The organism is Nocardioides sp. (assembly GCF_036274455.1).
Lineage (GTDB): Bacteria > Actinomycetota > Actinomycetes > Propionibacteriales > Nocardioidaceae > Nocardioides.
The window spans coordinates 1-23856 of record NZ_DASUFR010000077.1 but is presented as its reverse complement, the minus strand read 5'-3'; the positions used below and the strand labels follow the sequence as shown (position 1 = coordinate 23856).

General features: G+C 73.7%; 20 protein-coding genes. 17 read left to right on the top strand and 3 right to left on the bottom strand.

Translation table 11 applies throughout. From position 1 onward, the window contains the following. Positions 1-10 precede the first annotated feature (10 nt). Positions 11-1144, top strand: coding sequence for a glycosyltransferase (locus VFV89_RS07605; protein ID WP_329705317.1), 1134 nt, complete (start codon positions 11-13; stop codon positions 1142-1144). Here the strand turns inward: VFV89_RS07605 and VFV89_RS07600 are convergent. After that, the gene (locus tag VFV89_RS07600; protein WP_329705316.1) at positions 1137-2018 is read right to left on the bottom strand and encodes a MaoC/PaaZ C-terminal domain-containing protein; all 882 of its coding nucleotides are present in this window, start codon (positions 2016-2018) and stop codon (positions 1137-1139) included. The two genes, VFV89_RS07605 and VFV89_RS07600, sit on opposite strands and share 8 nt — an antisense overlap. Continuing rightward, positions 2018-3715 (bottom strand): 3-oxosteroid 1-dehydrogenase, encoded by a 1698-nt coding sequence (gene kstD / locus VFV89_RS07595; protein ID WP_329705315.1) that lies wholly within the window; start codon positions 3713-3715, stop codon positions 2018-2020. The genes VFV89_RS07600 and kstD overlap by 1 nt, the downstream gene beginning before the upstream one ends. 97 nt (positions 3716-3812) lie before the next feature. Between kstD and VFV89_RS07590 the strand changes: the two genes are divergently transcribed. The 4 genes from VFV89_RS07590 to VFV89_RS07575 are packed head-to-tail and all read left to right on the top strand — an operon-like array spanning position 3813 to position 8223. Then, on the top strand, positions 3813-4574 hold the full coding sequence (locus VFV89_RS07590) for an SDR family NAD(P)-dependent oxidoreductase (protein WP_329705314.1): 762 nt from the start codon (positions 3813-3815) through the stop codon (positions 4572-4574). Beyond that, positions 4571-5485: a DMT family transporter gene (locus VFV89_RS07585; protein ID WP_329705313.1), complete on the top strand. Its 915-nt coding sequence runs from the start codon at positions 4571-4573 to the stop codon at positions 5483-5485. The genes VFV89_RS07590 and VFV89_RS07585 overlap by 4 nt, the downstream gene beginning before the upstream one ends. Before the next feature lie 43 nt (positions 5486-5528). Next, positions 5529-6194 carry a hypothetical protein gene (locus VFV89_RS07580; RefSeq protein WP_329705312.1) on the top strand — a complete coding sequence of 222 codons (666 nt, stop codon included), beginning with the start codon at positions 5529-5531 and terminating at the stop codon, positions 6192-6194. 19 nt (positions 6195-6213) lie between these two features. After that, complete coding sequence (locus VFV89_RS07575; protein ID WP_329705311.1) at positions 6214-8223, top strand: bifunctional phosphatase PAP2/O-acyltransferase family protein; 2010 nt, start codon at positions 6214-6216, stop codon at positions 8221-8223. Here the strand turns inward: VFV89_RS07575 and VFV89_RS07570 are convergent. Beyond that, on the bottom strand, positions 8167-9363 hold the full coding sequence (locus tag VFV89_RS07570; RefSeq protein ID WP_329705310.1) for a helix-turn-helix domain-containing protein: 1197 nt from the start codon (positions 9361-9363) through the stop codon (positions 8167-8169). The genes VFV89_RS07575 and VFV89_RS07570 overlap by 57 nt on opposite strands. A 129-nt stretch (positions 9364-9492) precedes the next feature. Between VFV89_RS07570 and hpnC the strand changes: the two genes are divergently transcribed. From hpnC to hsaC, 12 genes are all read left to right on the top strand, one after another. Then, positions 9493-10371: a squalene synthase HpnC gene (gene hpnC / locus VFV89_RS07565; protein ID WP_329705309.1), complete on the top strand. Its 879-nt coding sequence runs from the start codon at positions 9493-9495 to the stop codon at positions 10369-10371. Then, positions 10368-11246 carry a presqualene diphosphate synthase HpnD gene (hpnD, locus tag VFV89_RS07560; protein ID WP_329705308.1) on the top strand — a complete coding sequence of 293 codons (879 nt, stop codon included), beginning with the start codon at positions 10368-10370 and terminating at the stop codon, positions 11244-11246. The genes hpnC and hpnD overlap by 4 nt, the downstream gene beginning before the upstream one ends. Continuing rightward, positions 11246-12577, top strand: a complete 1332-nt coding sequence (hpnE, locus tag VFV89_RS07555; RefSeq protein WP_329705307.1) for a hydroxysqualene dehydroxylase HpnE — start codon at positions 11246-11248, stop codon at positions 12575-12577. Before hpnD ends, hpnE begins: the two co-directional genes overlap by 1 nt. Continuing rightward, a complete protein-coding gene (locus VFV89_RS07550; protein WP_329705306.1) occupies positions 12574-13614 on the top strand; it encodes a polyprenyl synthetase family protein in 1041 nt (346 codons plus the stop codon). The genes hpnE and VFV89_RS07550 overlap by 4 nt, the downstream gene beginning before the upstream one ends. After that, positions 13611-15518, top strand: coding sequence for a squalene--hopene cyclase (gene shc / locus VFV89_RS07545; RefSeq protein ID WP_329705305.1), 1908 nt, complete (start codon positions 13611-13613; stop codon positions 15516-15518). The genes VFV89_RS07550 and shc overlap by 4 nt, the downstream gene beginning before the upstream one ends. Then, positions 15515-16987 (top strand): 4-hydroxy-3-methylbut-2-enyl diphosphate reductase, encoded by a 1473-nt coding sequence (gene ispH / locus VFV89_RS07540; RefSeq protein ID WP_329705304.1) that lies wholly within the window; start codon positions 15515-15517, stop codon positions 16985-16987. Before shc ends, ispH begins: the two co-directional genes overlap by 4 nt. Further along, positions 16984-17988 (top strand): adenosyl-hopene transferase HpnH, encoded by a 1005-nt coding sequence (hpnH, locus tag VFV89_RS07535; RefSeq protein ID WP_329705303.1) that lies wholly within the window; start codon positions 16984-16986, stop codon positions 17986-17988. Before ispH ends, hpnH begins: the two co-directional genes overlap by 4 nt. Before the next feature lie 3 nt (positions 17989-17991). Then, on the top strand, positions 17992-19767 hold the full coding sequence (locus VFV89_RS07530; protein WP_329705302.1) for a 1-deoxy-D-xylulose-5-phosphate synthase: 1776 nt from the start codon (positions 17992-17994) through the stop codon (positions 19765-19767). Positions 19768-20096: 329 nt separating this feature from the next. After that, positions 20097-20672 carry a DinB family protein gene (locus VFV89_RS07525; RefSeq protein ID WP_329705301.1) on the top strand — a complete coding sequence of 192 codons (576 nt, stop codon included), beginning with the start codon at positions 20097-20099 and terminating at the stop codon, positions 20670-20672. 81 nt (positions 20673-20753) lie between these two features. Further along, the gene (gene hsaA / locus VFV89_RS07520) at positions 20754-21932 is read left to right on the top strand and encodes a 3-hydroxy-9,10-secoandrosta-1,3,5(10)-triene-9,17-dione monooxygenase oxygenase subunit (protein WP_329705300.1); all 1179 of its coding nucleotides are present in this window, start codon (positions 20754-20756) and stop codon (positions 21930-21932) included. Position 21933: 1 nt separating this feature from the next. Beyond that, positions 21934-22809, top strand: coding sequence for a 4,5:9,10-diseco-3-hydroxy-5,9,17-trioxoandrosta-1(10),2-diene-4-oate hydrolase (hsaD, locus tag VFV89_RS07515; RefSeq protein WP_329705299.1), 876 nt, complete (start codon positions 21934-21936; stop codon positions 22807-22809). Further along, entirely contained in the window at positions 22806-23711 is a 906-nt protein-coding gene (gene hsaC, locus VFV89_RS07510; protein WP_329705298.1) for an iron-dependent extradiol dioxygenase HsaC, read from the top strand. Before hsaD ends, hsaC begins: the two co-directional genes overlap by 4 nt. The last annotated feature ends 145 nt before the right edge of the window (positions 23712-23856 follow it).

The window sequence follows — 23856 nt, the reverse complement described above, 5'->3', positions numbered from 1 at the left end:
ACAGTGCCTCATGCGCGTGCTGTTCTCCTCGACCAGCGGCCTCGGCCACGTCATCCCCATGCTCCAGCTCGCCACTGCGTTCCGGGACGCCGGCCACGAGGTGCTCTTCGCCACGGCCGCGCAGGCGACGCCGCTGGTCAAGGAGGCCGGGATCGACGCGGTCGCAGCCGGCGCGCACGGCGCGGAGGAGAAGGCGCTCCGCGCCGAGGTGCTCGGCCCGGCCGAGGCCCTCCCCGGCGCCGAGCGTCCGCCGTTCGTCTTCCCCCGGATGTTCGGGTCGGCGCTGACCCCGCGGATGGTCGAGGACCTGCTCCCGCTCGCCCGCGAGTGGCAGCCGGACCTGCTCGTCCACGAGCACGCCGAGCTGGCCGCACCACTGGTCGGGGCGCTCTGCTCGGTGCCGAGCGTCACCCACTCGTTCGGCACCGCGGTGCCGGTCGGCATCCTCGACGACACCCGCGAGCGCCTGGGCGGCCTGTGGCGGGCGCACGGTCTCGACGCGCTGCCGTACGCCGGCTGCTTCCGAAACGGCTACCTCGACATCTGCCCGGCGTCGGTCCAGGCCACCCCGGTCGGCCACATCGCCGAGGTGCACCCGTTGCGGCCAGTGACCGCGTCCGCCTCCCCACGGCCGGCCGAACCGCTCGTCTACGTCACGTTGGGGACGGTGCACAACCGGCCCGGCCTGCTGCGCGAGGTCGTCGCCGGAGTCGCCGGGCTCGGGGTGCCGACCCTGGTCGCCGTCGGACCCGGGGTCGACCCCGCGTCGCTGGGGGACCAGCCCCGCCATGTGCAGGTCGCGGCCTGGGTCGACCAGGCCGAGGTGCTCACCAGGTGCACCGCGGTCGTCTCGCACGGCGGCTCCGGGACCTTCCTGGGTGCTCTGGCGCAAGGCGTCCCCCAGCTCTGCCTACCGCAGGCGGCGGACCAGTTCCGCAACGCGGAGGGCGGTCTCCGGGCCGGGGCCGTCGTGGTGCTGCGACCCGAGGAGTCCACGGCGACGACGGTGCGCGGCGCCGTGGAGCGGGTGCTGTCCGACGACACGCTGCGACGGGGCACGGAGAAGGTCGCGAGCGAGATCGCCGTGATGCCCTCCCCGGCCGCGGTGGCCGGGGCGCTCGCCGACCGGTTCGGGCCTACCTGAGGGTGAGCACGACGTCGCCGAGCACGGGCGCGCCGTCGCGCTCGCCGTCGGCCGCGACCGTGGCGTCGCCGACGACCCGGTCGCCGTCCCGCCAGCCCCGCACCCGGATCGTCTCGCCGGGGTGGACGACACCGGTGAACCTCGCCGCGAACCCGGCCACCCCGGTCGCATCACCACCGAGCAGCGCGGTGGTGAGCTCGCGCAGCACGATGCCGTAGGAGCACAGCCCGTGCAGGATCGGCGCCGGGAAGCCGGCCGCCTCGGCGAAGGCCGGGTCGGAGTGCAGCGGGTTCCGGTCGCCACACAGGCGGTAGAGCAGCGCCTGCTGCGGGGTGATGTCGTAGGCCGTCTCCGCGTCCGGTCCCCGGTCCGGCAGCTCGACGCGCTCGGATGACCCGCGCGGTCCGCCCCACCCGCCCTCGCCGCGCACGAAGATCGACGACCGGGTGCTCCACAGCTCCTCGCCCGACTCCGAGGTGGCGACCCCTTCCTGCCAGATCACCGCAGCAGTGCCCTTGTCCCACACGTCGGTGAGCGTCGTCCGGACCGTCGCCGAGCCGGACGTCGGCAGCGGCGCGTGCACCGTGATCGCCTGCGAGCCGTGCACCACCTGGGACAGGCCGATGTCGCAGCCGGGGAGGTCCAGCGCCGGCGGGTCGGCCTCGTGGAACGTCGGCGCCACCACGCCGAACGACGGCAGCACCTGGAGCCCGGCGCCGTCCGTGGTCCACCGCAGGGCCGCGCTGTCGACGTGGTCGCCGGGACGGGACCCGGCACCGATCGCGAGGTGGTAGAGCAGCACGTCGCTCGACGTCCACGAGAACGACCGCTCGCCGACGGGTGCGCCGATGGCCGCTTCCGGGTCGATCGGCATCAGGCGGTCTCCTGGTGGGCGGCCCGGGAAGCTCCTTGGGCGATGTCCTCCGCGGCCAGGTAGCCGAACGCGAGCGCCGGACCGATCGTCGCCCCGGGGCCGGCGTAGGTGTGGCCCATCACCGCGGCCGAGGCGTTGCCGGCGGCGTACAGCCCCTCGATCACCGAGCCGTCGGGCCGCAGCACGCGTGCCCGCTCGTCGGTGACCAGCCCGCCCTTGGTGCCGAGGTCGCCCGGGACGATCTTGACCGCGTAGAACGGCGCCTTGTCGATGACGTGCAGGGAGGGGTTCGGCTTCACCGTGGGGTCGGAGTAGTACTTGTCGTAGGCCGACTCGCCCCGGTGGAAGTCCTCGTCGACGCCGCGCCGTGCGAAGTCGTTGAACCGCTCGACGGTCTCCCTCAGCGACTCGGCCGGTACGCCGATCCCGGCGGCCAGCGCCTCGATGGTCGACGCCTTCCTGACCACGCCGTGCTCGAGCCAGTGCCCCGGGAAGGGCTGCCGGGGCGACAGGCCGGCGAAGAGGTAGCGGTTGCGGTAGCGCTGGTCGATCACCATCCAGCTGGGCACGTGGCCGACGCCGGTGGCCTCGCCGGCGTGCATCGCGTGCACGGCCTCGACGTAGGGCAGCGCCTCATTCATGAAGCGGAGCCCGGCCTGGTTGACGATGATCGAGCCGGGCAGGTTGCGCTCGGACAGGCAGAACCACGGTCCGTTGGGCAGCGGGATCGTCGGGCCCCACCACGCGTCGTCCATGAGGTCGGTCTGCGCGCCCGCCGCGATGCCCGCGAGGATGCCGCCGCCGGAGTTGAACTGCGAGCCGGTCGTCCAGTCGACCGAGACCGGGTGCGGCTGGTACTTCACCCTCAGCTCGAGGTTCTTCTCGAAGCCGCCGCTGCCGAGGATCACCCCGCGGCGCGCCCGGATCTCGCCGGGCCGGTCGTCGTGGGTGACCCGGACACCGTTCACCCGGCCGTCCTCGAGGACCAGGCCGGTCAGCTCGGTGTCGTAGAGGACCGGCACGCCGGCCTCGAGGAGCCCCTTGCGCAGGCCGATCGCGATCGCGTTGCCCATCGCGTACATCCGCCGCCGGAGCAGGCTGCTCGCCACTCGGTTGAGGAAAACCTTGAGCACGGTCACCGGGCCGCGCCAGGTGCGCAGGCCCAGGCTGAGCTTGCGGAAGTCTGCCTGCGTCACGATCAGGTTCGCCGGCGCCTTGGTGTACTGCGGGTGCAGCCGGCCGAGCTCGGCACCGAGGAACCGCGCGTCCAGCGGGACCGGCTCGCAGGAGCGGCCGGCGGCGCGGCCACCGGGCGCCTCGGGGTGGTAGTCGGAGTAGCCGGGCACCCACCGGAACCGCACCGGCGTGCTCGCCTCGATGAAGTCGAGCACCTCCGGACCGCGGTCGATGTAGGTGTCCCGGCGGACCTTCGGCACGTCGTCGCCGACGATCGAGTCCAGGTAGAGGCGGGCCTGCTCCAGGTCGTCGGGGGAGACCTGTCCGGCCTTGCGCAGCGCGGTGTTGCCGGGCATCCAGACCCCGCCGCCGCTGCGGGCCGTCGAACCGCCGAAGTAGCCGCTGCGCTCCACCAGGACGACGTCCAGCCCCTGCTTGGCCGCGGCCAGGGCGGCGCACATGCCGGCCCCACCCGCGCCCACCACGACGACGTCGGCCTCGTCCGGGAGAGGGCCGCTCATGCCGCGAAACTGTAACAGGTTCTAGTATCGTCGACGCCTTGGAGCCGGGAGTCTCCTAGAGTCGGCAGTGGTGAACGTGCGCGGGAGAGTCGCCCTGGTGACGGGTGCTTCGTCCGGGATCGGCAGAGCGGTGGCGCTGCGGCTGGCCGCCGAGGGAGCGCAGGTCCTGGTGCACGGCCGCGACGCCGCCCGCACCGAGGAGGTCGCCCGGCTGACCGGCGGCAGCCCACTGGTAGCGGACCTGGCCGTGCCCGGCAGCCACGGCGACCTCGCCGACCGGGCCCTCGCGGTGGACGGCAGGATCGACATCCTCGTGGCCGGCGCGGGCGCCGGGTGGTCCGGGCCGTTCGCCGGCATGGGCGACGGTGAGCTGCGGAGGCTGGTCGAGCTCGACCTGGTCGCCCCGCTCGCCCTCACCCGGGCGGTGCTTCCCGGCATGGTCGCGAGGAACTGCGGGCAGATCGTCCTGGTGGGCTCGGTGGCCGGCCGGACCGGCGTGGCCGGCGAGGCGGTGTACGCCGCCGCGAAGGCCGGCCTGGACGCCTTCGCCGAGAGCCTGCGGCTGGAGCTGGTGGGCTCGGGCGTGTCGGTCAGCGTGGTCGTGCCCGGTGCGGTGCGGACCTCGTTCTTCGACAACCGGGGCCGGCCCTACGGCCGCCGCTTCCCCAGACCGGTCGATCCCGAGCGGGTCGCCGCCGTGACGCTGGACGTGGTGCGGCACGGAAGGCCGGAGGCCTGGGTGCCGCGCTGGCTGGCGGTCGCGCCGAGCGTGCGTGCGCTGGCGCCGCGGGCCTTCCGGAGGCTGTCCGCGCGGTTCGGGGAACAAGTCCGGTCGGGAGGCGTTGAGGGACCACCATGAGCACCCAGGGAGTGGCCACGGTTCTCGGCGTGCTGGCCTCGTTCCTGCTCGCCCTGGCCGCATTCCTCCAGCAGCGCGCGGCGCGGACCACGACCCGCCGCGGCAGGTCGCTGCTGGGCAGTCTCGCCAGGCTGATGGGAAGCCTGGTCCGGCACCCGACCTGGCTGATGGGCTGGCTGGTCAACCTGGTCGGGTTCTTCGTGCAGGCGCTCGCGCTGCACCTCGGGTCGGTGGCGTCGGTGCAGCCCCTGCTGGCCACGCAGCTGCTCTTCGCGCTGCCGATGGCCTCTCTCGAGCGGCGTCGCTGGCCGCGGCCGCGGGACTGGGTGTCGGCCGCCCTGATCTGTGCCGGGCTGGTGCTGCTGCTCGGCGTCGTCCAGGTCACCGACCTGGACGGTGCGGCGTCGCGCGCGCGGGTGGTTCTGGCCGTCGTGGCCGTGGTCGCGGTGATCGTGGTGGCGATCCCGCTGGCCGCGCGGCTCGGCTCGCCGAAGGCCGTGCTCCTCGTCGCGGGCAGCTGCTCGGGTCTGTGCTTCGCGATGACCGCGGTGTTCATCAAGCTCACCGCCACCGACCTCGTCGACCACGGCGTCGGCTACACCGCACGGGACTGGGTCGGCTACGCCCTGGCCGCGTCGACGCTCGTCGGTCTGGTCCTCGAGCAGGTCGCCTTCGCCAACGGCCCGCTGCCCTGGGCGGTGGCCACCAAGGAGGCGGTCAACCCGCTGGCCAGCTACGCCATCGGGGTCCTCGCCTTCCCGGTGGTGTTCCCGACCGACCCGGGCACCCTGGCGGCGGTCTCAGGCGCGGGCCTGCTCATCGTCCTCGGAGCCTGGGGGTTGGGCGGGTCGACATCGGTCCGTGACTGGCTGGTCCGCGAGGAGGACCGGCACGAGTACGCGAAGATCTGACGAGGATCTGACGCTGCCGCGATCCGGTGTTTTACTGGTCGGCATGGCCGCGGAAGCCGAGCACGTCATCGATCTCGGCCACCTCCCCGGAGCCGCCCGGCGGGGCCTCCGGCTGCTCCTCGAGACCGTGGTCGTGCCCACGCTCCTGCTCTACGTCTTCATGGTGACCGTGAGCGGCGTAGCCGGGCTGGCCGCCGTGCTCGGGTGGTGCGCGGTGACGGTCGCCGTGCGGATCGCGACCGTCGACCGGGTCCCCGGCGTGCTCCTGCTGGCGATCACCATGCTGGTCGGCCGGACCGTGGTCGCGCTGGCGCTGTCGAGCGTCTACGTCTACCTCCTGCAGCCGGTCCTCGGGTCGGTGTTCATGGCGACGCTGTTCATCGGCAGTGCACTCGTCGGCCGCCCGATCACGCTGCGGCTCGCCCAGGACTTCGTGCACCTGCCGGTGCTGATGACCGAGGACCGGCGGGTCCGCCGGATGTTCGTCCAGGTCTCGCTCCTGTGGGGCGTCTCGCGGCTGCTCGACGCCGGAATGAGCCTCGGGGTGCTCCACTGGGGCGTCGCGGCCGGGGTCTTCTCGCGCGGCCTGTTCAGCGGCCTGCTCACCGCGCTCTCGGTGGCCGCATGCGCCTACTGGGGCTGGTCGCGGCTGCGCCAGATCGAGGGGTTGCGCTTCAGCTTCGGCCACCGCGCGGTGACCGCCACCTGAAGCGTGCTATGACAAACAGGTGAGCTCTGCCGGGTCCGGGAGCAGGGCCGATCGGCCCGGGCTGGCCGGTCAGGTCGTCCTCGGGCTGGCCCTCTTCGGGGTCTACGTCCTCGTGGACTCACTCGAGTCGCCCGAGCGGAGTGCCGCTGCCCGTCACCACGGCCAGCAGCTGCTGCGGCTCGAGGGCCGGCTCCACATCGACATCGAGCACCGGCTCAACGACGCCCTCGCCCCGCACCACGTGCTGTCGACGCTGGCCAACTACGAGTACGCCTGGACCTACCTGCTCAGCACCCTCGCGCTGCTGGCGTGGATCTGGGTGCGCCACCCTCACCTGTGGCGGCCCGTCCGTGACGTTTTCGTCGTGGTCAACCTGCTGGCGATCGCGGTCTTCTGGCTGTGGCCCACCATGCCGCCCCGCCTCCTCGGCGAGGGGTACGTCGACACGGTGGTCCGGGGCACCATCGGGTCGTGGGGGACCGGGGTCGTGGACGCCTCGAACCAGCTCGCCGCCATGCCGTCACTCCACCTCGGCTGGGCGATCTTCGTCAGCTACGGACTGGCCCGGGCCGGCGCGCCGCGGTGGCTGCAGTGGGTGAGCGCGGCACACGTGCTGCTCACGGCGTACGTCATCTTCGCGACCGGCAACCACTACGTGCTCGACGCCGCGGCCGCGTTCGTGCCCGTCTGGGCCGGCGCGGCCTTCGCCTGGTGGCGCTGGTTCGCGCCGGCCGCCCAGGGCGAGGTGGTGCCCGCGAGCGACGCCTTCTTCCTCCACGTCGAGGAGACCGGGGCTCCCCAGCACGTCGGCGGCGTCGTCGTCTTCGAGACCCCGTCGCAACCGGTGCCCACCATGGACGAGTGGCGGACCCTGGTCGCCGAGGCACTGGTGCCCCGGCGCCGGTTCGCCCAGCGTCTCGCGCCACCGACCCGGTGGCGGCGACCCCGTTGGGTCGACACCGAGGTCGACCTCGATTGGCACGTGGTCGAGCGGCACACCGGCGACGGCGAGGCCGGGCTGCGCCGGCTGGTCGCCGAGACGGCGGCGGAGCCGCTCCCGCGCGACCGGCCGCTGTGGCGGTTCGTGGTCGTGCGCGACATCGGCGACGGCCGCCCGGCGGTCTACGTCGTGGTCCACCACGCGATGGCCGACGGCCTCGCCACGGTCGCCCACACGCTGCGCCTGTTCCAGCCCATCCTCGAGCTCCCTCGCCCGCCGTCGCAGCCGGGGGGAGTACGCCGCACGCTCGAGCGGACGGCAGCCACCGTCGTCGGCCTGGCGCAGCTGGCCACGGACGGCGGCGCCCGGAAGCTGCCCTCGGGCTCGGCCCGCCGGCAGTTCGGCGCCTCCTCGGTCGGGTTCGACGACGTGCGCGAGGTGGCCCGGGCCTACGGCGTCCGGGTCACCGACGTTGTCCTCACCCTGGTCGGCGAGGGCATCCGGCAGGCCGCTCCCGCGGCGACCGACCGGCTCGGCGGGAGGCTCCGCGTCGCACTCACCCAGGCGCTGCCGGTGTCCGGCGAGTCCGGGCAGGGCAACGCCACGGGCTCGGTGATGGTCGACGTACCCGTCGACGACAGGCCGCTGGCCGAGCGGCTGGCGGACGTCGCCCGCGCCACGCAGCGCCGGCGCCGGCCGACGAGGCTGGTCGCCTCGCGGTTCGTGGTCTCCACCGGGCTCCGCCTGGCTCCCGAGCCCGCCGCGGCCTGGTTCGCGCGCAGGGTCTACGGCAGCCGGTTCTTCCACGCCGTGGTCTCGAACCTGCCCGGCCCGCCGGCGGCGCTGACGATGCTGGGCATCGAGACCCGGCACGTGCTGCCGATCCTTCCGGTGGCGCCCGGCGCGATGACGTCGATCGGTGCCCTGGCCTGGTCGGGACGGCTCGGGTTCGGGATCGCCGCGGACCCGGCTCTGCTCGACGCGGACGCCGTCGCCGCCGCCGTTCCCAGGGCGCTGGCCGAGCTGCGCGCCTCAGCGCGGGAGTGGCCAGCCGAGGACCAGGAACAGGCGAGCGCGGTCTCGCGGTGAGTCGAGCGCGTCGCCGAAGTGCTCGCGGAGCTGGCCCAGCCGGTAGCGCACGGTCTGGGGGTGGATGCTCAGCTCCTCGGCGACCGCCTGCACGTCGCCCTGGTGGTGCAGCCAGCTGCGCAGGGTGGTGACGAGCCGGTCACGGACGCCGGGCGACACCTCGTCGAGCGGCGCCAGCACCTGCTCACGAAGCACGTTGGTGACCGCCTGGTCCCGCCACACGATGATCGTGTCGAGGTGCTGGTCGACGAAGGCCGGGTCCCCGTGGAGGAGCCCCGCGCCGTGCAGCTCGAGCGCGGTCCGGGTGACCTCGACGGTGCGCGGCAGTGCGTCAGGGGCCACCGGGTAGCCGACCACCGCGCGGGCCCCGCGCAGCTCGCGGCGCAGGTGCTCCCGGTCGGCCGCCGAGCCGTCGTAGGGGACCACGGCGCCGTGCAGCTGCTTCTTGCGGATCGGCAGGACCTCTGCGCCCAGGTGGTCCACGATCCGCCGGGCGGCCTCGTCGTCGGGATCGACGACCGCGATCGCGAGGCGGTCGGGGATGGCCCACCCGGCACGTACGGCGGCCGCGCGGGTCGCCGGGGTGCCGGCCCGGCCGGACAGCAGCAGGTCGGCGAGCGCCTCGCGGTTGCGCTCGAGGGCGCGGGCGTCGTCGAGCTGGGCGGCGAGGTAGCCGCGGGCCGCGGCGAACGAGAGCTGGTTGACGAAGCCGAAGACCGCATCGGCCAGGGTGGCCAGTGACTCGGGCCGCAGGCCGAGCTCCAGCCCGGTGGCCGAGACGTGGCGCCACGCGACGCGGGCGCCGAGCTGGAAGGCCGTGAGCAGCCGGGTGAGGTCGTTGCCCGCCCGCATCTCGCGGCGGCCGATCTGCTCGAAGACCAGCTGCACGGTCGGGTCCTCGGGGCCGATCCCGCGGCCGTCCGGGCCCGGCGACCCCTGCGGCGGCTGTCCGGAGAGCTCGGCCAGCCAGCGAACGAAGATGCCGGCGGCCTCGACCACCCCGGTCCGGTCGGTGGCCAGGAACTCCGAGTAGTCCGGCCAGTTGGTCGCCAGCCCGGCGCTCACCTCGTCGAGGAGACCCGGCAGCCGCGCCAGGAGAGCGCTCTCGAGGCGGTCGCGGTCGACGTCGGTTACGGTCACGAGCTCCATCACCTACGGCTCGGGCGGCCCGGTCCGCCCACCAGAACTGTACGTCGGTGACAAATCCGGCCGACGATCGCTTGCTCCCGGGGCACAGACTCGGCCGCCGGCACAGGCCACGATGAAAAGGTGGTTGTCTCTGCACGGTCCCGGGCCGGCCGGGACGAGGCCCGGCTCGCCCTCGATCGCTTCGAGAGGCAGGAGAACTTCCCGGTCGCGCTCCGGGTGCTTCCGGCCCGGTACCGCCGCGACCTGCGTGCCCTCTACGCGTTCGCCCGGACCGTGGACGAGCTCGGCGACTCCGCGGCGGGCGACCGGACGGTGCAGCTGCAGGAGCTCGATGCCGAGCTGAGCCGGATCTGGACCGGCGGCGCCGTGACCGACCCGGTGCTGGCCGGACTGGCGATCACGGTGCGCGCCCACGACCTGCCGGCCAAGCCCTTCCACGACCTGGTGGCCGCCAACCTGATGGATCAGACGGTCAACCGCTACGAGACCTTCGAGGAGCTGCGCGGCTACTGCCGGCTCTCGGCCGACCCCGTCGGCCGGCTGGTCCTCGGTGTCTTCGACCAGGCCTCGGACGCGCTGACCCTGGCGCTGTCCGACCGGGTGTGCACCGCCCTGCAGCTGCTCGAGCACTGGCAGGACGTGGGCGAGGACCGGCGGGCCGGCCGGATCTACCTGCCCCAGGAGGACCTGCGCCGCCATGGGGTCCCCGAGACCGACCTCGACGCCGCGTCCGCGAGCCCCGCGTTGCGCGCCCTGGTCCGCGAGGAGGTCGAGCAGGCCGCCGAGCTGCTGGAGTCGGGGGCCGGCATCGTCGACCGGGTGCAGGGCTGGGCCCGGCCCTGCGTGGCGGGCTTCGTCGCCGGCGGACGGGCGACGGCGGCCGCGCTCCGGCGTACCGACGGCGACGTGCTGGCCCGCAGCGCCCGTGCTTCCAGGCCGGGCACGGCCGCGCGGCTCGTCGTCCTGCTGGGCCGCAGCCTGGTCGGGAGGCCGCGATGAGCGTCACGGGCACGGTCGCCGGGACCGTCGGCGAGGCGTACGAGCGATGCCGGGAGATCACGCGGACCGAGGCGAAGAACTTCTTCTACGGGATCCGGCTGCTGCCCCCCGACCGTCGCGACGCGCTGTGCGCCCTCTACGCACTGGCCCGGCGGATCGACGACATCGGCGACGGCGACCTGCCGGTGGCCGACAAACGCGCGGCCCTGGAGCAGGTCCGCAAGGACCTCGTCGCCCTCGACGACTCCGACGACCCGGTCCTCGTCGCGGTCGCGGACGCGGCCCGCCGCTTCCCGGTCCCGCTCAGCGCCTTCGAGGAGCTCGTCGAGGGCGTCGGGATGGACGTGGCCGGCCCGGTGCGGATCGCCGACGTGGAGGAGCTCGTGCGCTACTGCCGCTGCGTGGCCGGCTCGGTGGGCCGGCTCTGCCTGTCGATCTTCGGCAGCGACGACCACGTGGCCGCCCCGCAGTATGCCGACCAGCTCGGGATCGCGCTGCAGCAGACCAACATCCTGCGCGACGTCCGCGAGGACCTCGGCAACGACCGGGTCTACCTGCCCGCCGACGAGCTCGCGAGGTACGGCGTCGAGCTGTGCCTCGACGAGATCGGTGCGCTGGCCGACCCGGAGGCCAGGCTGGCGGGGTACCTCAGGTTCGCGGCCGCCCGGGCCGAGGACTGGTACTCCCTCGGCCTGCGGCTGGTCCCGCACCTCGACCGGCGCAGTGCGGCGTCCTGCCGGGCGATGGCCGGGATCTACCACCGGCTGCTGGCCCGGATCGAGGCCGACCCCACGATCGTCTACGACCGCCGGCTCTCGCTCAGCGTCGGCGAGAAGGCCCGGGTCGCCCTCACCTCGCTGGCGGGGGTCGGCTGATGGCGGGTGGCACGGTGCTCGTCGTCGGGGGAGGGCTGGCCGGGATCACCGCCGCCCTCGGGCTGGCCGACGCCGGCCGCTCGGTCACGCTGGTCGAGGCGCGGCCCCGGCTCGGCGGCCTCACCCACTCCTTCCGCCGCTCGTCCCGGGCCGGCGACCTGTGGGTCGACAACGGTCAGCACGTCTTCCTCCGCTGCTGCACGTCCTACCGCCGGCTGCTCGACCGGCTCGGGGTGTCCGACCTGGTCTCCCTGCAGCCGCGGATGGACATCCCGGTGCGCAGCGGCGCCTCACCGCGGGTGGCCCGGCTGCGCCGCTCGGCCCTCCCCGCGCCCTTGCACCTGGCGGGTGCGCTGGCGGCGTACCGCTGGCTGCCGCCGGCTGCCCGGGTCTCCGCGGCCCGCGCCGCGCTCGCGCTGGGATCGGTGGACCCCGACGACCCGGCGGTCGACGAGGAGTCGTTCGGCCGCTGGCTGGCCCGGCGCGGCCAGGGTCCGAGGGCGGTCGAGGCGTTGTGGGACCTGGTCGGGGTGGCGACGCTGAACGCGCCGGCCGAGCGTGCCTCGCTGGCCCTCGCCGCGACGGTCTTCCAGCTGGGGCTGCTGGAGTCGAACGACGCCGGCGACATCGGCTGGGTGCGGGTCCCGCTGCAGCGGCTGCACGGTGACGCCGCGGCGCGGGCCCTCGCGGCCGCCGGGGTCCGGGTCGAGCTCCGCACCCGGGTGGGCCGCCTGCCGACGACCTACGACGACGTCGTCGTGGCCACAGGGCCCGCCGTGTCAGAGGACCTGCTGCCCGGGGACGCCCTGGACCTGGCACCGGGCTGGTCCGCGCGGCTGGGCAGCAGCCCGATCGTCAACGTCCACGTCGTGCTCGACAGCGCGGTGCTCGACGAGCCGTTCGTGGCCGCGGTGGACAGCCCGCTGCAGTGGGTCTTCGACCGGACCGCCGGCTCGGGGCTGGACCCCGCCACCGGTCAGTACCTCGCACTCTCGCTCTCCGCGGCCGAGGAGCTGCTCGGCCGATCGGTGGCCGAGCTGCGCGAGTGGACGCTGCCCGAGCTCGGCCGGCTGCTGCCCCGGTCGAGGTCGGCGCGGGTGCTCGACTTCTTCGTCACTCGGGAGCCGCAGGCGACGTTCCGGGCCGCGCCGGGCTCGCGGAAGTGGCGGCCGGCCACGGCGACCCGGCTGCCCGGCCTGCACCTGGCCGGTGCGTGGACCGACACTGGCTGGCCCGCGACCATGGAGGGCGCGGTCCGTAGCGGCGAGGCCGCGGTCGCCTCCGTGCTGGGCCGCCGGACCGAGCGCACGGCGCTGGGGGCAACCGCATGACCGCCCAGCTCACGGGCCGAACCACCGTCACCAGCCTCGGCCGGGGCCGTGAGCTGCTCGACCCGGCGCTGCGCCGGGCCGTGGCGCGGCTCGACGAGCACACCCGGCTGGTCGCGTCCTACCACCTCGGCTGGTGCACCCGCGACGGCGAGCCGGTGTCGGCCAACCCGGGCAAGGCGCTGCGGCCGAGCCTGGTCATGCTCGCCGCCGAGGCGGTCGGCGGGACCGCCGAGGACGCACTGGCCGGCGCGGTGGCCGTGGAGCTGGTGCACAACTTCTCGCTGGTCCACGACGACCTCATGGACCGCGACACCGAGCGCCGGCACCGCGAGACCGTCTGGTCGGTGTGGGGCGAGGCAACCGCCGTGCTGGTCGGCGACGCGATGCTGTCCCTGGCCCACGAGGTGCTCGACGAGTCGCCGTCGCCGAGGGCCGCCCGGTCCTCGCGGGTGCTGGCCCGGGCCACCCGGGAGCTGATCCGGGGCCAGGTCCTCGACATGTCCTTCGAGACCCGGACCCGGGTCACCCTGGCCGAGGGGTTGGAGATGGTGGCCGGCAAGACCGGTGCCCTGATCGCCGCGAGCGCGGAGCTCGGCGCCCTGCTGGGCGGGGCCGGCCCGCGCACGGTCGCCGCGCTGCGCGACTACGGCGCCCAGGTCGGCGTGGCCTTCCAGGTCGTCGACGACCTGCTCGGGATCTGGGGCTGGCCCGAGCGGACCGGCAAGCCGGTCTTCTCCGACCTCCGCTCCCGCAAGCGCACCCTGCCCGTCGTCTGGGCGGTCGAGCACGGCAGCACGGCCGGTCGCGAGCTGGCCGCCTGGCTGGCCACCGCGCCACCTCCCGGCGGCGACCCGGAGCCGAGCCTGCGCGCGGCCGCCGGGCTGGTCGAGCGCGCGGGCGGCCGGGCCTGGGCGGTCCAGGAGGCGCGTGACCGGGTGCGTCGGGCGCTGCGCGCCCTCGACGGCGCGGAGCTCGACCCGGTCCACCGCACCGAGCTCGCCGAGCTCGCCGAGTTCGTCGTGGAGCGTGACCTGTGACCCTGGAGCAGCCACTGGTGGAGAGCCGGCTCGATGCCGAGGCCGGGCTGGCGGCCGCCGTCGGCCACCTGAGGTCGCTGCAGCATCCGAGCGGCTACTGGAAGGGCGACCTCGTCACCAACGTGACGATGGACGCCGAGGACCTGATGCTCCGGCACTTCCTCGGCATCGCCACCGCGCGGACCGACGAGGAGACCGCCCGCTGGATCCGCTCCCAACAGGCCGAGGACGGCTCCTGGGCCACCTTCCACGGCGGTCCGGGCGACCTGTCGACCACCGTCGAGGCCTGGGTGGCGCTCCGGATGGCCGGCGACGACGCTCGGGCCGAGCACCTGCAGCGCGCCGCACGCTTCGTGCGCGGCGCGGGTGGCGTCGAGCAGGCGCGGGTCTTCACCCACATGTGGCTCTCGCTGTTCGGCCTGTGGTCGTGGGACGACTGCCCGGACCTGCCGCCGGAGATCGTGTTCCTGCCCTCGTGGGCCCCGCTGAACATCTACAACTGGGGCTGCTGGGCCCGGCAGACGATCGTGCCGCTGACGATCGTGAGCGCGCTGCGACCCGTGCGTCCGGCCGACATCGACACCGCCGAGCTGCGCACGGGGGCACGGCCGGCCCGGTCGTCGGTCACCTCCCTGGCGGGGGTCTTCGAGCGGCTGGACGCCGTCCTGCATGCCTACACCCGGCGCCCGGTCCGCTGGCTGCGCGAGGCCGCGATGCGGCGCGCGACCGAGTGGATCCTGGCCCGGCAGGAGGCCGACGGCGGGTGGGGCGGGATCCAGCCGCCCTGGGTCTACTCGCTGATCGCGCTGCACCTGATGGGCTACCCGCTGGACCACCCGGCGATGCGGGCCGGGATCGAGGGCCTCGACGGCTTCACCGTGCACGAGCAGACACCCGAAGGACCGGTCCGCTGGCTCGAGGCCTGCCAGTCGCCGGTCTGGGACACCGGGCTGGCCGTCGCCGCGTTGCTCGACGCCGGCGTCCCCGGCGACGACCCGGCCGTGCTCGCCGCCACCGACTGGCTGCTGGATGAGCAGATCACCGCCGGCGGCGACTGGCAGGTACGTCGCCCCGACCTGCCCGGTGGCGGCTGGGCCTTCGAGTTCGCCAACGACACCTACCCCGACACCGACGACACCGCCGAGATCGTCCTGGCGCTGCGCCGCGTCCGCCACCCCGACCAGCCGCGACTGGACGCCGCCCTCGACCGGGCGGTCGCGTGGACCACCGGCATGCAGTCCAAGGACGGCGGCTGGGGCGCCTTCGACGCCGACAACACCCACACGCTGGCCGAGAAGCTGCCGTTCTGCGACTTCGGCGCCGTCATCGACCCGCCGTCGGCCGACGTCACGGCGCACGTGGTCGAGATGCTCGCGGCCGAGGGGCGGGCCGCCGACGAGCCCTGCGGGCGGGGCGTCCGCTGGCTGCTCGACGGCCAGGAGGCCGACGGCTCCTGGTTCGGGCGGTGGGGCGCCAACCACGTCTACGGGACCGGTGCGGTGGTCCCGGCCCTCGTGGCCGCCGGCGTCGACCCTCGCACCGCAGCGATCCGGCGTGCGGTCCGCTGGCTCGAGGAGCACCAGAACGCCGACGGCGGCTGGGGCGAGGACCTCCGCTCCTACCGCGACCCGGCCCGGGTGGGCCGCGGCGCGTCGACGCCGTCCCAGACGGCCTGGGCGCTGCTCGCCCTGCTGGCCGCCGGCGAGGACTCGGCCGCGGTCGAGACCGGGGTCCGGCACCTGCTGCGCACCCAGCGCGAGGACGGCGGCTGGGAGGAGCTGCTCTACACAGGCACCGGCTTCCCCGGCGACTTCTACATCTCCTACCGGCTCTACAGGATCGTCTTCCCGATCTGGGCGCTCGGCCGCTACGTGGCCCGTGAGCGGGGCGGGGGCCGGCCATGACCGCCCCCGTCGTCCGGACGCCGCTGTGGACCGAGTGGCTGGCCCTCCGCGGCCGCCTCGACGTCCCCGTGGTCCGCACCGGCCGCTCCCGCGGCGCGTCCCTGCCCGTGCCGGACCTGGTCGCCGGCCTGGCCGGCGCCCTCACCTCGGACGTCGCCCCCGGCGACCTGGTCGTGGCCGGCGAGGTGCGCGGCGAGCGCGGCCCGATGCCCAGCCACGCCGCGCCCCTCGTGGCCGGCGAGCTGCGCCGGGCGGGGCTCCGGGTCCACGTCGGTCCGGTCGTGACCACGCGCCGGGTCGTCGACTCCACCCAGGACCGGGCCGCGCTCGCGGCGCGGGGCGCGGTCGCCGTGGACACCGAGTCCGCGCTGCTCGCCTCGCCGGACGGGACCACCGTGGTGGTGAGGGTCGTCACCGACACCCCACGGCAGCGGCTGCTGTCGCCGGCGCTGCCCGCGCGAGCCGTCCGTGCCCTCGCGACGCTCCGGCGCACCGCGCCGGTCCTCGACCGGTGGGCCGCGGCGGTGGGGGAGCGTGAGGTGGTCCTGGCGACGCCGCGGTCCTTCTGCGCGGGCGTCGAGCGGGCGATCCACGTGGTCGAGTCGGCGCTCGACCGGTTCGGTGCGCCGGTCCACGTCCGCCGCCAGATCGTCCACAACCGGCACGTCGTGGAGGAGCTCGAGCGGCGTGGCGCGGTCTTCGTGGAGGAGGCCGACGAGGTGCCCGAGGGCGGCGTTGTGGTGTTCTCCGCGCACGGGGTCGCTCCGGCCGTCCGCCGTACGGCGGAGGAGCGCGGCCTCCGGGTCATCGACGCGACCTGCCCGCTGGTCTGGAAGGTGCACCGGGAGGTAGGCCGGTTCGCCGCCGCCGACCGGACCGTGCTCCTCATCGGCCACCACGACCACGAGGAAGTCGTCGGCACCCGCGGCGAGGCGCCCGACCACGTGGTGGTCGTGGCCGACCCGGAGGAGGCGGCCCGGGTGAGCGTGCCCGACCCCGAGCGGGTCTCCTACGTCATGCAGACCACGCTGGCCGTCGACGACGCCGCCGAGACCGCGGCCGTGCTGCGCGAGCGGTTCCCGGCACTCGCCGGACCGCACACCGACGACATCTGCTACGCCACGACCAACCGGCAGCAGGCGGTCCGCGAGGTCGCGGCCCGTACCGAACTCGTGATCGTGGTCGGGTCCCCGAACTCCAGCAACTCCCAGCGCCTGGTCGAGGTGGCCGAGGCCGCCGGCACGCCGGCCCACCTCGTCGACGACGTCTCGGAGGTCGAGCTGTCGTGGCTGGCCGGCGTCCGCCGGGTCGGGATCACCGCCGGCGCCTCCGCGCCCCCGGCCCTGGTGGACGACGTGGTCCAGAGCCTGGCCGGCCTCGGGCCGGTGCACGTCCGCGAGCACGGCGACGTCGTGGAGGACATCGCGTTCGCGGTGCCGAAGGAGCTCTCGAGAGAGGTGGTCACATGAGCATGCCCGTGCGTCAGTCGATGCGGCTGGGGACCTACCTGCTGAAGCAGAAGCTGCTCGGGCGCGAGAAGTTCCCGCTGCTGGTGGAGCTCGAGCCCCTCTACGCCTGCAACCTGTCCTGCGCGGGCTGCGGCAAGATCCAGCACCCGGCGAGCATCCTCAAGCAGCGGATGACGGTCGAGCAGGCCGTCGGCGCCATCGAGGAGTGCGGGGCCCCGATGGTCTCGATCGCCGGCGGCGAGCCCCTCATGCACAAGCAGGTCGACGAGATCGTCCGCCAGCTCCTGGCGCGGAAGAAGATCGTCTTCCTCTGCACCAACGCGGTGCTGCTGCCCAAGCACCTCCACCGGTTCCGGCCGCACCGCAACTTCGCCTGGATGGTCCACATCGACGGGCTGCGCGAACGGCACGACGCCTCGGTCTGCAAGGACGGCGTCTTCGACCAGGCGGTGGCCGCCATCAAGCAGGCGCAGGCCGCCGGCTTCCGGGTGATGACCAACACCACGTTCTTCGACACCGACACCCCGCAGGACGTCATCGACGTCCTCGACTACCTCAACGACGAGCTCGGCGTGGACAACATGCAGATCTCGCCCGGGTTCGCCTACGAGAAGGCCCCCGACCAGGAGCACTGGCTCGGTCCGGAGGAGACCCGCGAGCTGTTCCGCAAGGCCTTCGCGGACGGCCGGCGCAAGAAGTGGCGGCTCAACCACTCACCGCTCTACCTCGACTTCCTCGAGGGGAGGATCGACTTCGCCTGCACGGCGTGGGCGATCCCGTCGTACTCCCTCAAGGGCTGGCAGCGCCCCTGCTACCTGATGGAGGACGGCTGGGTCCCGACCTACAAGGAGCTGATCGAGACCACCGACTGGGACGCCTACGGACGTGGCAAGGACGAGCGCTGCGCCAACTGCATGGCCCACTGCGGCTACGAGCCCACGGCGGTGATCGCCACCATGGGCTCGCTGCGCGAGACGGCGCGGGCCGCGGTCGGAGCGTGAGCCATGACCCAGGTCGAGTCCCGTGCCGCACCGCTGCTCGCGTCGGTCTCCGGACCGGAGGAGCTGCGCCGGCTCCCGCGCCACCTGCTGCCCGGCCTGGCCCAGGAGCTGCGTACCGAGCTCGTGCGCAGCGTGCTCCGGACCGGCGGTCACCTCGGGCCGAACCTCGGCGTGGTCGAGCTCACGATCGCCCTGCACCGGGTCTTCGAGTCCCCCCGCGACGTGCTGCTGTGGGACGTCGGCCACCAGGCCTACGTGCACAAGATGCTCACCGGCCGGCTCGCGTCGTTCGGTTCGCTGCGCCGCGAGGGCGGCCTGTCCGGCTACCCGTGCCGCGCCGAGAGCGAGCACGACGTGGTGGAAAACAGCCACGCCTCCACGGCCCTGTCGTACGCCGACGGGCTGGCCAAGGCCTTCGCCCTCACCGGCCGCCGGGACCGTCGGGTGGTGGCGGTGGTCGGGGACGGCGCACTGACCGGCGGCCTGTGCTGGGAGGCCCTGAACAACCTCGGCGCCGCTCCGGACCGGCCCGTGGTCGTGGTGCTCAACGACAACGGCCGCTCCTACGACGAGACCGCCGGCCGGCTGCCGCAGCACTTGCGCGAGCTGCGTGAGGGGTCGGCGCACGGCAACCTCTTCGAGAGCCTCGGCCTGTGCTACCTCGGCCCGGTCGACGGCCACGACGTCGACGCCGTGGAGCGGGCCCTGCGGGCGGCCGCCGCCCTGCAACAGCCGGTCGTCGTCCATGTCGTCACCCGCAAGGGCCGAGGCCACGTGGCGGCCGAGCTCGACGAGGCCGACCGGATGCACACCGTGGCCCCCCACGGATCGGTGTACGACGTGCCGTCGCGGTCGATCCCCCCGTGGACCGAGGTGTTCGGCGACGAGCTGGCCCTGCTGGGGGACACCTACCCCGAGCTGGTGGCGATCACCGCCGCGATGCTGCGCCCCACGGGGCTGCTCGCCTTCTCCCGGCGCCACCCCGACCGGACCTTCGACGTCGGCATCGCCGAGCAGCACGCCGTCGCCTCCGCCGCAGGGCTGGCCGCCGCCGGGTTGCACCCGGTGGTCGCGATCTACTCGACGTTCCTCAACCGGGCCTTCGACCAGGTGCTGATGGACGTCGCGCTCCACCGGAGCCCCGTCACCTTCGTGCTCGACCGGGCCGGGATCACCGGGCCCGATGGACCCAGCCACCACGGCATGTGGGACCTCGGCCTCCTCGGCCTGGTGCCCGGGCTCAGGCTGGCCGCTCCGCGGGACGCCCGGCAGCTCCGGGCGCTCCTGGGCGAGTGCGTGCGCCACGACGGGCCGACCGCGATCAGGTTCCCGCGAGGCACCCCGCCGGCACCGATGGCCGCGGCGAGCCGCTGGGGCACGGCGCACGTGCTGGTCCGCGGCGACGGTGACGTGCTCGTCGTCGCCCTCGGCCCGCTGGCGGCGCCGGCCGTCGACGCGGCTCGCGCGCTGCACCGGGAGGGCATCAGGGCCACGGTCGTCGACCCGCGGTGGGTCTCGCCGCTCGACCCCGCGCTGGTGGAGCGCGCGGGCCGGCACCGGCTGGTGGTGACCGTCGAGGACAACGCCCCCGCAGGCGGTCTGGGTGACATGCTCGCGCGCGCCCTGGGACCGGGCTCGCCGGCTCCCGGCCACCTCGCCCTGGCGCTGCCGGACTCGGCGTTCGTGCGGGCCGGTGATCGCTCGGGCCTGCTGCGCGCACACGGCCTCGACGCCGAGGGCATCTGCCGGGCCGTCCGCAAGCACGTCTGCGCCCGGTGAGGGACACCGGCGGTCATGGGTCGAGGGTTCTGTAGCGACCCATCCGCTTCTGTGCCGAGATCTCGGTACAGAAGCTCAGGGGTCACCGGATATCCGGTGACCCTGACGCTGCCGTGGGTGGGTGGCCGCCATCTGCATCTCTGCTCACACCGCCGGAGACAAGTCCGGTCCCGGTGAGCGATCGGGCTGGTGGGGCGAAGGGGCTGCCCGGCCGCTCGAAGACGGGCCGCGACGAGCTCGCCGAGGCACTTGGCAGGAAGTAGCCGGTCGTCCGGCACCAGCCGCAATGCGGTGGCTGTGACCGAGGTCGCGGTGACAGGGTCGGTGGGATGCAGCCACCGAAGGAAACGCTGATCGAGTACCTCCAGTCCGCCCGCGACGCGATGGTGTGGAAGGTCGAGGGGCTGAGCGAGTACGACGCCCGCCGGCCGATGACCCCGACCGGCACCAACCTGCTCGGGCTGGTCAAGCACCTTGCCAGCGTCGAGCTCGGCTACTTCGGCGACACCTTCGGCCGGCCCAGCGGGATCGCGCTGCCCTGGCACGCCGACGACGCCGACCCCAACGACGACCTCTACCTCACCGCCGACGAGACGAGGGAGTGGGTGCTCGACCTCTACCGGACCGCCTGGGCGCACGCCGCGACGACCTTCGAGGAGTGCGACCTCGACACCCCCGGCCGGGTGCCGTGGTGGGGCGACCGGGGAGAGGTCACGCTCCACCAGATCCTCGTGCACATGACCACCGAGACGTACCGGCACGCCGGCCACGCCGACATCGTGGGGGAGATGATCGACGGCCGCGCCGGCCGCCGGCCCGGGGACCCCAACATGGACGACGGCTACGACTGGCCGGCCTACGTGGCCAAGGTCGAGGAGGCGGCGCGCTCGGCCGCCGGTCGCTGACGGTCGCGCCGGCGCTGTCATCGACACCAGACTAGAACGTGTTCTAGTATTGGCCCCGCACCCCACGAGGAGGAGAGCGGGATGTCCCAGACCGCGGCTGAGTCGGTTCTTGGCGGGGTCCGAGACCTGCTGCCAACGTTCCGTGACCGGGCCGACGAGGCCGAGCGCCTGCGGGTGGTCCCGGAGGCGTCGGTCAAGGAGCTGGAGGAGGTCGGGTTCTTCCGGCTCCTCCAGCCCCAGCGGTTCGACGGCCTCGAGGCCGACCCGGTCACCTTCTACACAGCGGTCCGCGACATCGCGAGCGCCTGCGGCTCGACCGGCTGGGTGGCCAGTGTGGTCGGGGTCCACCCGTGGCAGGTGGCGTTGTTCGCCGACGAGGCGCAGCAGGCGGTCTGGGGCGAGGACACCAACACGCGGCTGAGCTCGTCGTACGCGCCGACGGGCAAGGCCACGGTGACCGAGGGCGGCTACCGACTGAGCGGGAAGTGGAGCTTCAGCTCGGGCTGCGACCACTGCACGTGGGTGCTGCTCGGCGGGCTGGTCTTCGACGAGGCGGGCAACGTTGTCGACTTCAAGACCTTCATGCTGCCGCGCCGGGACTACACCATCGTCGATGTCTGGCACATGATCGGCCTCTCGGGCACCGGCTCCAACGACATCGTCGTGGACGACGTGTTCGTCCCCGAGGCGTTCACCCTCAGCATGGGCGAGACCGGCCAGTGCAGGGGCCCGGGCCAGGCAGTGAACCCGTCCGACCTCTACAAGCTGCCGTTCCACTCCATCTTCACCACCACGATCTGCACGCCGATCATCGGCATGGCGATGGGCGCCTACCAGGACCACGTCGAGATGCAGCAGACGCGCACGCGGGCGGCCTACCTCGGCGAGAAGGCCTCCCTCGACCCGTTCGCCGCGGTCCGCATCGCGCGCGCGAGCAGCGAGATCGACGCGGCCTGGGCGCTCAGCATGCACAACATCCGCGAGGAGCAGGAGCTCGTGGCCCGGGGGGAGCAGATCCCGCTCAAGGTCCGGCTCAAGGTCCGCCGCGACCAGGTGCTCGGCACCCAGCGCGCCATCGACGCGATCGACTCGCTCTTCGAGGCCTCCGGCGGCCGCGCCCTCACCGAGGGCACGCCGCTGCAGCGCGCCTGGCGCGACGCCCACGCCGGCCGGGTGCACGCGGCCAACGACCCGGAGCGGGCCCTGCAGATGTACGGCGCCCACGAGTTCGGCCACAAGATCGACCCCGGGATGTACTGACGTGGAGCACCCCCTCCAGCAACACAGTGCCAAGGCGGGCGACCTCACCCTCACCTACTACGACGAGGGCGTGGCCCGGCCCGAGGTCGGCGCCGGGCTACCGCTCGTGCTCCTGCACGGCGGAGGGCCGGGCGCGTCGGCGCGCTCCAACTTCGAGCAGGCGATCCCGAGGTTCGCCTCGTCGTTCCGCACGATCGCCGTCGACATGCCGGGCTTCGGCAGCTCGGACAAGCCCCCGGTGGCCGGCAACTACTTCCGGTTCGCCGCCGACCACGTCGTACGGCTGCTCGACGAGCTCGGCATCGAGCGGGTGCACCTGCTCGGCAACAGCCTCGGCGGCGGCACCGCGACCCGGCTCGCCATCGAGCACCCCGACCGGGTGGGCCGGCTGGTCCTGATGGGCCCGGGCGGCCTCTCGCTCAACCTCTTCCACGCGGACCCGACCGAGGGCGTGAGACGGCTGACCGAGTTCAACCTGGAGCCCTCGCGCGAGGCGCTACGCGCGTTCATCTCCACGATGGTGGTCGACCAGAACCTGGTGACCGACGAGCTGGTCGAGCTCCGGTACGCCGACGCCACTGCCCCCGGCGCGCGCGAGGCGATGATCTCGATGGGCATGTCCTTCTTCGACCCGGCATCCGCCGAGGACGGGATGCTCTGGCGCGAGGCGCACCGGATCAAGCACGACACGCTCCTCACCTGGGGCCGCGAGGACCGCGTCAACCCGCTCGACGGGGCCCTGGTCGCCCTGAAGTCGATCAAGCGGGCACGGCTCCACGTCTTCCCCAACTGCGGCCACTGGGCGCAGATCGAGGCGGCGGAGGAGTTCGCCGAGGTCACCACGGCGTTCCTCGCGGCCCACCGGGAGCGCACATGACCATCGACATCAGGAGCATGGGCTACGTCAGGGTCGCCAGCACCGACCTCGAGCAGTGGCAGCTGTTCGCGGGGAAGGTGCTCGGCCTGGCCGAGGGCCGCGGCCCCGACCCGGACCACCAGTACTGGCGGATCGACCAGGTCTCGGCCCGGCTCGTGGTCTTCCCCTCCGACGCCGACCGGCTCGACTGCGTCGGCTGGGAGCTGGCCGACCACGCCGCCCTGCGGGAGGCGCGTGAGCACCTGGAGAAGGCCGGCGTCGAGGTCGAGGAGGGCACCCGCGAGGAGCTCGACGAGCGGCGGGTCCAGGAGATGGTCCGGTTCCGGGACCCGTTCGACAACGTCTTCGAGCTGTTCCACGGCATCACCTACGAGTCCCGGCCGGTCGTGACGCCGTACGCCGCGACCTTCGTCACCGGCGACCAGGGGATGGGCCACGTCGTGCTCCCGGTGACCGACGACGTGGAGGCCCTGGCGTTCTACCGGGACACCCTGGGGTTCCGGCTGCGCGACTCGATGTCGATGCCCGGGGAGTTCGTCGGCAAGGAGCCCGGCACCAAGGTCTGGCTGCGGTTCCTGGGCGTCAACCCGCGGCACCACTCGCTGGCGTTCCTGCCGATGCCCAACCCGTCGAAGTGCGTGCACATCATGGTCGAGGTCGACAAGCTCGACGACGTCGGCCGTGCGCTGGAGCGGGTGCGGAAGCACAAGGTTCCCCTCAGTGCGACCCTGGGTAGGCACATGAACGACCAGATGGTCTCGTTCTACGTGAAGTCGCCGGGAGGGTTCGACGTTGAGTACGGCTGCGAGGGGCTCACCGTCGACGACCAGAAGTGGGTCGCCCGCGAGTCCACCGCCGTCTCGTACTGGGGGCACGACTTCGGCGTCGGCGCAGGAGGCTAGCGTGGGGGCCATGCCGTCGCTCGAGGGGTCGTCCGCGGGAGCCCGCCCGGACCCGGTCGACGCCGACGACCTGTCGGTCCCGGAGGGGATGAGCCCCGACGCGCGCGAGACCTGGCCGAGCCCCGAGCTGATCAGCTCGTGGCTG